Annotated in this window: 8 protein-coding genes; 3 read left to right on the forward strand and 5 right to left on the reverse strand. The window is 64.6% G+C overall.

Going from position 1 to position 12,123, the window contains the following annotated elements; genetic code table 11:
• Positions 1–46 precede the first annotated feature (46 nt).
• Genes D6M19_RS06005 through D6M19_RS06015 form a run of 3 tightly spaced genes read left to right on the forward strand, consistent with a single transcriptional unit; the run spans position 47 to position 4,883 of the window.
• On the forward strand, positions 47–412 hold the full coding sequence (locus D6M19_RS06005) for an STAS domain-containing protein (protein WP_123024274.1): 366 nt from the start codon (positions 47–49) through the stop codon (positions 410–412).
• A complete protein-coding gene (locus D6M19_RS06010; RefSeq protein WP_123024275.1) occupies positions 409–4,566 on the forward strand; it encodes a SpoIIE family protein phosphatase in 4,158 nt (1,385 codons plus the stop codon). Before D6M19_RS06005 ends, D6M19_RS06010 begins: the two co-directional genes overlap by 4 nt.
• On the forward strand, positions 4,566–4,883 hold the full coding sequence (locus D6M19_RS06015) for an STAS domain-containing protein (RefSeq protein ID WP_123024276.1): 318 nt from the start codon (positions 4,566–4,568) through the stop codon (positions 4,881–4,883). The genes D6M19_RS06010 and D6M19_RS06015 overlap by 1 nt, the downstream gene beginning before the upstream one ends.
• Here the strand turns inward: D6M19_RS06015 and D6M19_RS06020 are convergent.
• The 5 genes from D6M19_RS06020 to D6M19_RS06040 all read right to left on the reverse strand — a co-directional run bounded on the left by D6M19_RS06020 (position 4,880) and on the right by D6M19_RS06040 (position 12,112).
• A complete protein-coding gene (locus tag D6M19_RS06020) occupies positions 4,880–5,383 on the reverse strand; it encodes a DUF302 domain-containing protein (protein WP_123024277.1) in 504 nt (167 codons plus the stop codon). The two genes, D6M19_RS06015 and D6M19_RS06020, sit on opposite strands and share 4 nt — an antisense overlap.
• Positions 5,384–5,491: 108 nt before the next feature.
• Positions 5,492–6,250 (reverse strand): SDR family oxidoreductase, encoded by a 759-nt coding sequence (locus D6M19_RS06025; protein ID WP_123024278.1) that lies wholly within the window; start codon positions 6,248–6,250, stop codon positions 5,492–5,494.
• Between the two features lie 76 nt (positions 6,251–6,326).
• On the reverse strand, positions 6,327–9,191 hold the full coding sequence (locus tag D6M19_RS06030) for an amidohydrolase family protein (protein ID WP_123024279.1): 2,865 nt from the start codon (positions 9,189–9,191) through the stop codon (positions 6,327–6,329).
• Between the two features lie 9 nt (positions 9,192–9,200).
• Entirely contained in the window at positions 9,201–10,421 is a 1,221-nt protein-coding gene (locus tag D6M19_RS06035) for a hypothetical protein (RefSeq protein ID WP_123024280.1), read from the reverse strand.
• A gap of 26 nt (positions 10,422–10,447) precedes the next feature.
• Positions 10,448–12,112 carry a M4 family metallopeptidase gene (locus D6M19_RS06040; RefSeq protein WP_123024281.1) on the reverse strand — a complete coding sequence of 555 codons (1,665 nt, stop codon included), beginning with the start codon at positions 12,110–12,112 and terminating at the stop codon, positions 10,448–10,450.
• Between the last annotated feature and the right edge of the window lie 11 nt (positions 12,113–12,123).

The raw sequence follows: 12,123 nt of genomic DNA on the forward strand, positions 1-12,123 counted from the left end.
CAAGCGCGCTGTTTGGCTTAATGTGAATTCAGGAGGTGATTGCCACGTGCCACTGTTGGACGTCAAGCAGGACGTGCGCGACGCGGCGGTCATCGTCTCGGCCGGCGGTGAGATCGACTCGGGCACAGTCGAGACCCTCGTCACCCACCTCGACGCCGCCCTGGCGGCCGCGTCGGATCATCCGACGCGTGTGCTAGTACTCGAACTCGGCAATGTGACCTACTTCGGCAGCGCAGGGCTCAACGCGGTCCTCGGGTGCTACGAGAAGGGGCTCTCCGACGGTGTGTCGGTGCGGGTGGTGGCCAGCAACGCCGAAGTGATCATGCCGATCGAGGTCACCAAACTCGACAATGTGCTTCGCCCCTACCAGACCGTGACGGATGCACTCGACGGAACCGACGAGCCGCAATGACCGAAGACGCTGAACGCGGTTTGCCTGCCGCGGTTTTCGGCGCTGACCCCGATGTCGGTCGCGACCTCGCCCAGGTGGACTGGGCGGGCACACCGCTTGGCTCGCCATCGGGCTGGCCGCAGAGCCTTCAGACCGCGGTGAGCATCCTGCTGTCGTCGCGATTTCCGATGTGGATGGCGTGGGGACCTGAGCTGACGTTCTTCTGCAATGCGGCCTACCGCCGCGACACTTTGGGCCGCAAATATCCGTGGGCGCTCGGCAGGCCGGCCAACGAGGTGTGGTCGGAGATCTGGGATGACATCGGGCCGCGGATCGAGCGGGTGCTGTCGACGGAGCAGGCGACCTGGGATGTCGGGTTGCTGCTATTCCTGGAGCGGTCGGGCTACCCCGAGGAGACGTATCACACGTTCTCCTACAGTCCTTTGCGCGATGACGGCGGACACGTCGTCGGCATGCTGTGCGTGGTCAGCGAGGAAACCGAGCGGGTGCTCGGTGAGCGGCGGATGGCGACGCTGCGAGACCTGGGATCGGACCCCAGCTTGATCCGCACCGAGAAAGAGAGTTTGGCGTTCGCCCACCGCCAACTCGGCCAGAACCTGCGCGACCTTCCGTTCACGCTGACCTATCTGTTCGACCACACCGGAGATGCGCGACTGGCCGGCATGAGCGGAATCGCCGCCGGGCACCCCGTTGCCCCCGCGGTGTTGCCTGCCGACGGCAGTGCCATCTGGCCGGTGCAGGCGGCCGCGCGTGGCGAATCTGTGTTGCTCGAACTCGGCGGCGCCCAGTACTCGGGGCTGCCGACCGGCGACTGGCCGGAGCCACCCGTGAAGGCATTGGTGGTCCCGTTGATGGAGCAGGGCGGCACGACCAGCGGGTTCCTGGTCGCCGCGTTGAACCGGTATCGCCCGGTCAACGAGAAGAACACCGGCTTCGTGACGCTGGTGGCCGCACATATCGCCGCTGGACTCGGCAGCGCGCGGAGCTACCAGGCTCAGCAGCGGCGGGCCGAGGAGCTCTCCGAGCTCGACCGCGCCAAAACCACGTTCTTCTCCAACATCAGCCACGAGTTCCGCACCCCGCTGACGTTGATTCTCGATCCCGTCGCCGAACTGCGCGGCCGGGCCGACGGATTCGACGACGAGACCCGCGAGGATCTGGATATCGTCTGGCGCAACGGATTACGCCTCAGCAAGCTGGTCAACACGCTGCTGGATTTCTCCCGCATCGAGGCCGGCCGCACGCAGGCTCGATACGAGCCGGTGGACCTGTCGGCTGTCACCGCCGAACTGGCCAGCGTCTTCCGGTCCGCTGTCGACCGCGCCGGGCTGGAGTTCGTCGTCGATTGCCCTGCGCTGGACGAACCCGTCTACGTCGATCGCGACATGTGGGAGAAGGTGGTCCTCAATCTGCTTTCGAACGCGCTGAAGTTCACCTTCGACGGGTCCATCTCGGTCCGAACGTATCGCGAGGGCAGCGTTGCGGTCGTCACCATCTCCGACACTGGGATCGGTGTCGGCGCCGACGAGATGCCGCGCCTGTTCGAACGGTTTCACCGCATCGAGTCGGCCCACGCGCGCTCGAACGAAGGCAGCGGAATCGGACTGGCCCTGGTGCAGGAACTGGTGAGTCTGCACGGCGGAAGCATCAGCGCCGAGAGCGCGGAAGGGGTGGGCACCGCGTTCACGGTCCGCCTCCCCTTCGGCTCGGCTCACCTGGCCGTCGATGCGGTCGCTGCCACGGGCGGCCCACGCGCCGCTTCCGGGATGGCGGAACCGTACGTGCAGGAGGCCTTGCGCTGGATCCCCGGCGACGAATCCGCTCCCGCCGAGGTCGCGGAGTCTCCGACGCCCGACAATGCGAAGTTCCAGGCGTCCGGCCGCGACGCGCCTGCAAGCGTTCTCATCGCAGACGACAACACCGACATGCGTGAATACCTGGCCCGTCTGCTGAGGGGTGCCGGCTACCGCGTCGACGCGGTCACCGACGGCCAGCACGCCCTTGAGTCGATCCGCGCTGTCGTGCCCGACCTGGTCGTCAGCGACGTCATCATGCCCCGGCTGGACGGACTCGAACTGGTGGCCGCGCTGCGGGCCGATCCACGCACCGCGGCCGTACCCGTGGTGCTCTTGTCGGCGCGTGCCGGGCAAGAGGCCTCGATAGAAGGGCTGCACGCCGGAGCCGACGACTATCTCATCAAACCGTTCGCAGCCGCCGAACTTCTCGCCCGGGTCCGCGCCAACATCGAGTTGGCGAGGCTGCGCAATCACCACGCCCGGTGGCGTACGGCCTTGGTCGACTCGCTGCAGGAAGCGTTCTTCATCTGCAACGAGCAGGGTGCGATCATCGAGATCAACTCAGCGTTCACCGACATCACGGGGTACGGCCAAGAGGGCCTGCCCTACGAATCCCCCTTCCCGTGGTGGCCGTCCGCCGAAACCGACCCCGACGCTCGCGCACAGGTCGAGGAATCCTTCGCCAAACTGCTCGACGAAACACACGGCAGCCACATGATCCCGGTGAACCATCGAGACGGGCATCGGCTGTGGGTGGCGGTGATGTTCAACCACGCAGAAAATCCCGACACCGGTCACCGCGTCATGGTCGGCACCTTCCGCGATATCACCGCCGAGCACTACACCGTGCAACGCGAGAGCGCGCTTGCCGCACTCAACCAACAGCTTTCTCAGGCCGACACGCTCGATGACGCTGTACGCGCGGCCGCCGCGGAGTTTCGCGGGCTATGGCAGGCGCGCCGCGTCCTGGCCGCCACCTGGGCGAGCGAAATCTCTGAACTGGTTGCGCCCCAACTCATATGGGTCGGCGAGCCGGCGCTCTGGGCCAGCCTGCCGTCGGACACCAAGCAGACGATCAGAACGATGGGCGACGGCGATCTGCTGAGCCCGGACACCACGCGACCAGGCAGCGCGGCCATCGCATTGCAACACCCGCATGGCGTGCTGGTGGTGCACATCGAGCTCGCCGAGCGGCGGGCGTTCACCGCCGAGGACAAGACGCTGCTCACGGTGCTTGGCGGGCGGCTGGCGCAGGGCCTACAGCGAGTGCACCAGCTCGACCAGCAGCGGGAAACAGCGTTGGCGTTGCAGAACGCGATACTCGGGCCCGCCCAGCTGCCGAGCGGGTTCGCGGTGTGCTACCAGCCCGCCACCCGTCCGCTTCAGGTCGGCGGCGACTGGTACGACGTCGTCGACCTGGACGACGGTCGGATCGCGTTGATCGTCGGCGACTGTGTCGGCCACGGCCTGGCCGCGGCGACCGTCATGGGTCAGCTGCGTAGCGCTTGTCGCGCACTGCTTTTGGAGCGTCTGAGTCCGAGCGCCGCGCTGACCGCGCTGGACCACTTCGCCGCCCGACTTCCCGGTGCACGCTGCACCACCGCGTTTTGCGCGGTCCTCGACCCCGACACCGGCGAGCTGGTGTATTCCAGCGCTGGACATCCACCACCGATCATGGTCCACCCCGACGGCACCACACGCCTGCTCGACGGCGCCCGCGCCACGCCGCTCGGGCTGTCCTTCGACCCGCACCGCCCGGAACATCGCGAGACCATGCCGCCTCGGTCGACCTTGCTGCTCTACACCGACGGCCTGGTGGAGCGCCGCCGGGAAGCCCTCGACGCCGGTATTGCCCGCGCGGCGGACCTGGTGCAAGAAAACCTTGATACCGATCTCGACGATCTGGCCAGGGAGGTGATGTCACGGCTGGTGCCCAGTGGCGGTTATCAAGACGATGTCGCGCTTCTTCTCTATCGCCAACCCGCCCCGCTCGAGGTCGAGTTTCCAGCCGAGGCAAGCTATCTCGCCGAAACCCGCACCGCCCTCAAGGACTGGCTCCGCCGGGCGGGCGTGGACGACGATCAGAGCTTGAAGGTGCTGATCGCCGCGGGTGAAGCGCTCGCCAACGCGATCGAGCACGGCCATCGGCATCTCACCGACGGCACAATCAGTCTGCGAGCGACGGCGCTGGCCGACCGGCTGGACGTGACGGTGATCGATGCCGGGTCGTGGAAGCCGCCGGTCAAGGCGGCGCACCGGGGCCGCGGCATCTCGCTGATGCGAGCTTTGATGCACGACGTCACGATCCAGCCGCTTGCCACGGGTACGACGGTGCACATGCACGCCAGGATCGCGTGATGGCCACGGGGCTGACCATCAGCACCGGCCGGCGTGCAGACGGTGCGTCGATGGTGACCGCATCGGGCGAGATCGACCTGAGCAACATCGACGCGTTCGCCGCGGCCCTCGACGACGCGAGCACCGAGCGTGATGGCGCAACCGTGACCGTCGACCTCAGCGGCGTCGAGTATCTCGACAGTGGGGGCATCAACGTGCTGTTCGCCCACGCCGACGACATTCACGTGATCGCCAATCCGGTCCTGATGCCGGTGTTGAAGATCAGTGGCCTCACCGACGTGGCCTCGGTGGAATCTGCGGGCCCGCGGGGAGACTAGGCCGCGGTGACCTTCGCGGCGAGCGCGGCCAGCTTCGCGTCCAGCTGCACGGCGGCAGCGCGCAGCGGCTCGTTCTCTTCGACCACCATCAGTGACGACGGCACCACATACGTCAGTGAGGTTCGATCGTCTTCCTCCTCGACGATGAGGAGTTCAACGGGTGCAAACAAACCCGCGGTCACATCGTGGCGCAGCATTGTGATCGCGATCAGCGGGTTGCCGATCACCACCCGCAGTACCTTGCGGTCGATGCCGGCTTTCTTGATCCACGCGCCGTGGTCGAACGTGGCGAACAACATGAATCCGCTGGGCCCGACGTGCGATTGCAGTTCTCGCTCATAGGCTTCCCAGGTGGCGAACTGCGCCGCGAAGTCGCCGATCGGCACCGGCTTGTCGCCGACGTCGTCGAGCAATGCGGCAACGACATCGTCGAACGTTCTCGCGCTGTCGAATCGCACGCGCACGCCCTCGAACGGAATTTCTATGCCGGAGCCGACCATCGACCTCACCCTCTCGCGCGAACGTTCCTTACCAGTCGAGAATTCTGCGAATCTTCGACTGGTAACGAGCGTTCGGCGGGGGGTATTCCTGAGTTTTGTGAACCAGACTCAGGTGCTTGGTCTGATGCGTGGCGCCAGTTGCACGATCTCGGGCACCACACTCGGATTCGCCCGCGCCGTGATGACCAGCGACACCAGCGTGTTGGCGACGTCCGTCAAGGTCGACATCTGCGCCGGCAGTTGGCCATGCTCCACCCATGATCGGAAGAGCAGCGAGAGCAGGTCGCGGTCTGCGCCGCGGAGAATCTGGGTATCGGCGGTCGGACCGATCCCGACGCGCACGATGGAGAGCTCGGGGTGTTCACTGCGCCACGAGTGCAGGATCTCGTCCAGCGCGGCCTTGCTCGCGCTGTAGGCGGCGACGCCTGCGCGGGGTCGACCGACATCGTGACTCGACGCGATGAGCACCACGCCGTTCTCCGACAGATGGGGGAGCGCGGCCCGCAGCACGTTGTTGGCGCCGACGGCATTGACCGAGAACGCATGGACCCAGGTGGTCACGTCGGTGTCCTCGATCTGCGCGAACGGCACGACCGTGCTGGTGAACACCACGGCATCGAGGCCGCCGAGCGCCTCGGCGGCCTCGCCGACGACCTTGTTGATCGCGGGGGCGCTTTCGACGTTCAGCTCGAACGCGATGCCGCCGACGGTGTCGGCCAGCTTGGTCAGCAGGTCCATCCGGCGCGCCGCCACCGCGACGTTCGCGCCGAGCGCGGCGGCGCTTTCCGCCACGGCGTGGCCGATACCGGAGGAGGCGCCGACCACCAGCAGGCGCAGGCCGGAGGCATCCGTCGGTTGACCGCCCATTGTCACTGCCCTTCGCTCTCGGGTGTTAGGTCACCCTTCGTTGGTGGGACAGTACCTGGGCCGTCGGCCGCGACGGTCAGTGCGGCGGGTAGAAACGACGCAGACCTTTCTCACCCTTGATGTAGTCGGGCAGATGTTCGACCTTCGAAAGGCTGTCGAAGAAACCGTGATCGTCGATCGCCGTTGGACCGTCGAGCGCCATCGTCCTGAGCGGTTCGAATCGGGGTCCAGCGAGCATCGGCCCTCCCGCGCTGGGGGGCAGGGGCTGCATCTCGAGCTCGATTTCCAGCCTCGGCTCGCCATTGAGCGGTTCGAAGGTGTTGTGCCTGCGGCGCAATGCGACCAGGTCCGCGAGCCCGGCCCGCAGTTGATCCCGCGCGTCGGCGAAGGTGACCCCGGTCAAGGGTGATTCTTGCTGTTCGAGGTGAAGACGCTTCTGGATGCCGCCGACAAGGAGTTCCTCCAGGCCGTCGTCGGAGCGCCTGGTCGCTTGTCTCATCAATTGACTGTTTCCATACCGCGCCACACCGCCGACGAGCACCAGGCGCACGTCACGCTCGGTGGCCCTCACCAGATTTTCGTACGGATCGGGGTGCACGTTGTCGAGGACCAGCAGGTCGGCGAGCTTGTCCGGCTCCACGGTGCCTACCTGAGTGATCCAGCCGGTCGCGGTGGCCGCGCGCACGGTCACCGCCTTCGCCAGGTCCTCGAAACTCAGTCGACTGGACGCAGGTGAAACCTGTTGCGAGCACAGCCACGCCACCTTCAGTTCCATGAGCATGTTTCGGCTGCCACTGGGCGTCCAGTCGCATCCCAGCGTGAAGAACAGCTTCTTCTCAGCGAGAATCTGCGGGTTGATGGTCTTGCCGTAGAGCAACAGATTCGACAGCGGTGACCACGCAACCCACGACTTCTTCGTCTTCATCCGCCGATGGTCGGCGGCCCGAAGACCCAACGAATGGATGCCGATCAGATTCGGCCGCAGTAACAAGTTGCTGTCGGCGAGGGTGAATTGCTCCCGCGCGTCGGCGTCGATCCCCTCGGCGAGATGCCAGAACGTGGCACGACCGGAGTCCAGCTTCTCTTTCAACGCGTTGACGGTGCTTTCGCTGATGTCCCCGAGCTGAGTACGTGCGGCCGGGCCCAGAGCCGGATCATCGGGCGCCTCGAAGTTTCTGACGATCCCCCGATAGAGGCCGTTGAGTGCGCCAAACGTGGACCTCAGGCCCTGGATTGACGTGACGCCGCTGAGAAGCGCCTTTGTCTCGATGTACCGAATGATGGCTTTGCGGTAGCTTTGGCCGGCCTCCGTGACGGCCTTCATGGGTTCGCCTACGTTCTGGGAGTACTCCGGCAGGTCCAGCCAGTCGTTGCGGTTCCCGAAGGCTCTCGGCGTGTGCCACAGCGGCAGGATGTTGTACGGAAGATGGTTGTGCAGGTCGAGCAGTCCCGGGTAGATCACTCCGTCGGTGACCACTGTGGTGGCTTGTGAAAACCCCTGGGGGACATCGTGGTCCGCACGACCAACAGCGACGATCCGGCTCGCCCTGATGTAGACGGCGCCATCGGCGATTGGCGCGCCGACCATCGGAACCACCTTGCCTCGCAGTATCAGTGGCGGTGGTGCCGCGGCACGGCGGGGTCGGTCGGCGCCCTTGGGAACGCCGGAAGCGGGGCGACCCATCAACTGGTTCAGCAGGCTCAGCTGCTCCACCTTGTCGACAAGAGGGTCGGGCACGGCACGCTGTCCCGTCGTTGCGGGTGGTCCGGCCAGTGGTGCGACCGGCGCGGGGGCGATCGGCCGCAGCTCCTTTTCGTAGTCGCAGGGCCCGATCGTGTACAACGAGTTCGTGCAGAACACACACGCCCCACGACCGCGCCGCAGGTGCCCGGTTGTCTTCTTGTACACCAGGTTTCCGCGGCTTAATTCCTCTTCGAGGATATCGATGGAGGGCCCCAGCATCTTGGCGAACTGCGCGGGGTTCGACGACGCATGAGGCATGAAGATCACTCGTGCATCGAGTTCCGTACCGTTGCTGAGTTGACCGTAGCTGAGTCGGATCTCGCGTTTGAACAGATCGGCGAGTCGCTCGTCTGGTTTCGGTTCTCCCTTGCTGAACCGATGACTGAGAGCCGAGATGAACTCACGCGCGGTGGTTTGGCTGAACACGAGAATCACCGGAGGCACGCTCTGGGTGAGTTGACGCAGAAAGTACCTGCGTTCGACGAAGCATTCGCTGACGATTCCCGCCGCGCGCTCCTTGCCCATGACCGGCATCTCCGGATTGTCGCTATCGGGTTTGACGACCCAGTGCGCGGACGGGCAGGCGACCATGTTGGCGTATGAAATATCCTCTCCCACTGCGAGTTTGTGGTCGCTCCAGCCCATCCGCTCGGCGAGCCCGTCGAGCAGTCGCTGGTACTGCACGTACATCAGCACTCTTGACGGCTGAACCGGGATGTCGTCACCGGGCTCGGTCAGCGGCCTCGGTGATGAGGGGTCGTCTGTGGCATCGCCGAGCAGGCGCTTGTAGTCACTGCGCGGGATACGTAGCTTCTCGCGGGTTCGGTAGCGGAAGTAGTGCGCGTACTGCAGGACGTCCTCGAAGTACGGGTGAATGGCGTCGCGGGTGCTCTCGGGCCAGCCGGGCAGGTTGGGGTTGATACCGACACAGAGGATCGGCGCCTTGCGGCAACCGGAAAGCAGCTCGGGCACGACCTGCCGCTTGCCCGCGTAGACGACGTCCAGATTGATCATCGGCCGATCGGGCGGACCGGCCTTCGCGTAGTCATAGCTGTGGTAGTAGCCCCACTCCGAGAAATATGCACATGGATGCCGCTCGGCCGCTGAGTCGTAGGTCTCCCGCATCGAAAGACACGGCATCACCTCGAAGACGAGTTCGACCTCGGTCGGCAGTTTCGAGACAGGTTTGTCGGCCATTGCTTCCCCCTACGCCGTCATTGCCCATACGGCGATGGCGCTGTTGACACTTGTCCAGTAGCCGTAGGTCTCGTAGTACCAAACCGCCCAGTGCACTTGCATATTCAGAGCGCGGCGAATGGCCGGTGGTACCCCTGGGATGTTCGCCCCTGGCAGCTCGCCGTTGATCTGAGGATCCGACACGTTTCGTATCACCAGCCAGTCGGGCGCATCCAGCCCCTGCGCGGCCATCTCGTCGACCACCATCCCCAATACCGCGTCGCCCATTTCGACGGCGCTCCCGTTCTGTTCCAGTCCATTGGTGGAGGTGCCGAAAACGAATGAGTCGGCGCTGAGCACCGGATGGAACTCGGGAAAGTCGACCCCGTCAATGCGGAAGTCCGGTTTGTTCTTGGGAATCGGAATGGGCGAGGTGTCGCCGTACTTGCTCGTCGGGACACCGAACGGCGGCTCCGTCATCTTTTCGGCGTGCACGGCCAGCAGATCTGAGCTGTCGTCGAGGCGGTCCTGCGGGATCTGGAATGTTTGGCAGCGGTAGCCGGTGGAGGCGAACGGCTCGTTCTTGAACTCCTGCGTCAGATGGAACTTCGCGCCCCGAGTAATGATGACGTCGCCGAGTTCGTGCGCCGGGCAGTTCATGCCGCCGACGGTGATGGTGCCCGCGGGCGGGAACGTTGCGCCTGCGGTGCCAACGGTGATCACCAGCGACGGCTTGACCTCGTCGATGATCTGGCGCAGGAAGCGCTTCACTGGGAGAGTTGCCGTACCGTTGCCGGTTCGAACCCCATCCTGGTTGAGATGGAGATCTGATTTCACACAGAGGATGTCGCGACCGGCAACCCGGCTCGGGAAGTATGTGCCGAGACGCTGGAGGCTGCGTGCCGGAGCATTCGCGCTGATCTCCGGCACGTACGAGTTGTAGAGACGTTTGTACTTGTACCACTTCGTGTCTCGCGGGAAGCCGGGGGTAAAGACGTCAGCAAGCGCTTTGGCCTCTTCCGCCGTCCAGGTCACGACGAGGACATCGGCGCGCGGAAGCTTGGCCGAGGCACTTGGCTGGACCGCCAGCGGACGAGCCTTCGGCGCCGTGCCGTTGGGGAAGGGCAGGCTCAGGCCCGCCGCCGCGCCCGCCCTCGGGGCCGCGGCGGTCGGCCTCACGCCCATGTCTTCTCGTGTCGACTCGAACTCGATGATGTATCGAGCGGGATCGTCATAGCGCGCTGCGGGCATTGTGTACTCCTTTGGTTGGCCGCGGTTCAGCCGGTAATGCCCACGGCGTCGAATGCGGCCGCAATGGCCGTCAGCTTCTTGGCCTTGGTTGCCGCTGTATTGCGGCGAAACAGTGTCTTCGCGGCGGATTCGACAGCGCGTCGGCTGTCACTGAAACCCGATGTAGGACGCAGATACTGGCTTAGCGCGAGATAGAACAACGCCGCGACTTCGTCTGGCGTGAAGACGAATCGACGGTTCTTGCGGGCGGTGATGACGTTGAAAGCGGCCTTGTTGTGAATTCCGCTGTTTGTGTGCACGCCGCCGTAGTCCTCGTCGGTGTCGACGTAGTCGTCCATGTGATCCGGGTCGCCGTGGAGAGTGGGGTCGCTCAAGTCCCGTAGCGGAACACCGCTCCCGTCCAGATCCTCGCCGAACTCCCAATTCCACTTGGCGATGTTGGGTTCGCCGTGGTTGGCGATGATGGTGCCAAGGATGTCCGAGTAGGACTCGTTGAGTGCGCCCGACTCGTTTTCGTACACGAGTTGCGCGGTCGTGTTATCGGTGAGTCCATGAACGAGCTCATGTGCCACGACGTCTTTCGCAACAGCGTATGACAGAAGCTCGCCGTCGACATCACGTTGCCCGTAAACCATTTGGTCGTCGAACCACGCGGCGTTCCGCCATACGGGTGCCTCGTCATCCTCGGTCGAGGTGCAGTTGATGCTCGACCTGACCTGGCCGCCGGAGCCGTCGAGGCCATTGCGCTTCAACGTGTTGAGTAGGAAGTCGACGACCTCTTGCGCATTGGCGTGTGCGCTGACCGCCGAGGGGTTCCAATCCGGGGGATTGCCAACCTCCTGTCCGGGCAGCGAGGCCTGATGAATCTCGATGCGCTTGAACTTGAAGTCATATGTCTCGATGTTGCGGGTGGAATCGCGCAACCGCTTCTTTCCGTTGCTGTTTCGCTCGATTCGAACTCGGCGGGTGCGGCCGAGTCCGTCGGTCAGATCGACGTCCTCGGGTGTCCAGGTGGCGGTCTTCGCTCGCGGTAACTTGGCCACGAGCTTGCCCGTGTGCGCGTCGATAACGTAGTCGTAGACCTGTGGCATGGTTGGCCGCCCAGCAGACCGCTTGCCCTTGGGCTTGGTCGGGACGCTGGTGGTGATGTAGCACAATCTCCACTCGCCTTCGTCGGTGGAGTTGTCGAAGAAGTAGTACAGCTTTGGCGGTTCGGCCACGTCGGACGGGTTGATGCCCGCGTCCCGGCAGACGACCTTCAGCGCGCGTTCGGGTGAAATCTTTGCGACAGGCTCGACGTCCATCTCGTCGACGATCCCGCCGTTTGCTCCGACGATCTCGTTGTTCTCGTCGAGTTCGATGGTCACCATCGACCCGTACACGGGAATCCGCTTGCGGTACTGGGTGAACTTGACGACCGTGGTGTCGGTGAGCGGTACGGTCTCTGTTCGGAGGGTGCGGAACTCCGTCTTGGCGCCGTCAGGTTCGGCCGCCCGTATCGCCGGAACTCGAGGGCTCTCGATCATCTGGCTGAGGTAGCGCCGCGCCGCCGTCTCTGGATCCAGGGCTTTGTTGTCAACCGGAGGCCCGTCATTGGCGTCGACGAGGCCCGCGTTGAGAGCGCGGATTGCCGGAGCCTGACCTTCGTCTTCGCTGTGTATCGAAAAGCTGTTCAGTCCGTTGTTCGTCATTTTGGGCCGCC

This window comes from Mycolicibacterium stellerae, from assembly GCF_003719305.1.
GTDB classification, from domain to species: domain Bacteria; phylum Actinomycetota; class Actinomycetes; order Mycobacteriales; family Mycobacteriaceae; genus Mycobacterium; species Mycobacterium stellerae.

Bases quoted from the DNA above. Each gene is read 5' to 3' on its own strand.
- D6M19_RS06010 (WP_123024275.1), top strand. From the start codon at position 409: ATGACCGAAGACGCTGAACGCGGTTTGCCTGCCGCGGTTTTCGGCGCT.
- D6M19_RS06015 (WP_123024276.1), top strand. From the start codon at position 4,566: ATGGCCACGGGGCTGACCATCAGCACCGGCCGGCGTGCAGACGGTGCG.
- D6M19_RS06020 (WP_123024277.1), bottom strand. From the start codon at position 5,383: ATGGTCGGCTCCGGCATAGAAATTCCGTTCGAGGGCGTGCGCGTGCGA.
- D6M19_RS06025 (WP_123024278.1), bottom strand. From the start codon at position 6,250: ATGGGCGGTCAACCGACGGATGCCTCCGGCCTGCGCCTGCTGGTGGTC.
- D6M19_RS06030 (WP_123024279.1), bottom strand. From the start codon at position 9,191: ATGGCCGACAAACCTGTCTCGAAACTGCCGACCGAGGTCGAACTCGTC.
- D6M19_RS06035 (WP_123024280.1), bottom strand. From the start codon at position 10,421: ATGCCCGCAGCGCGCTATGACGATCCCGCTCGATACATCATCGAGTTC.
- D6M19_RS06040 (WP_123024281.1), bottom strand. From the start codon at position 12,112: ATGACGAACAACGGACTGAACAGCTTTTCGATACACAGCGAAGACGAA.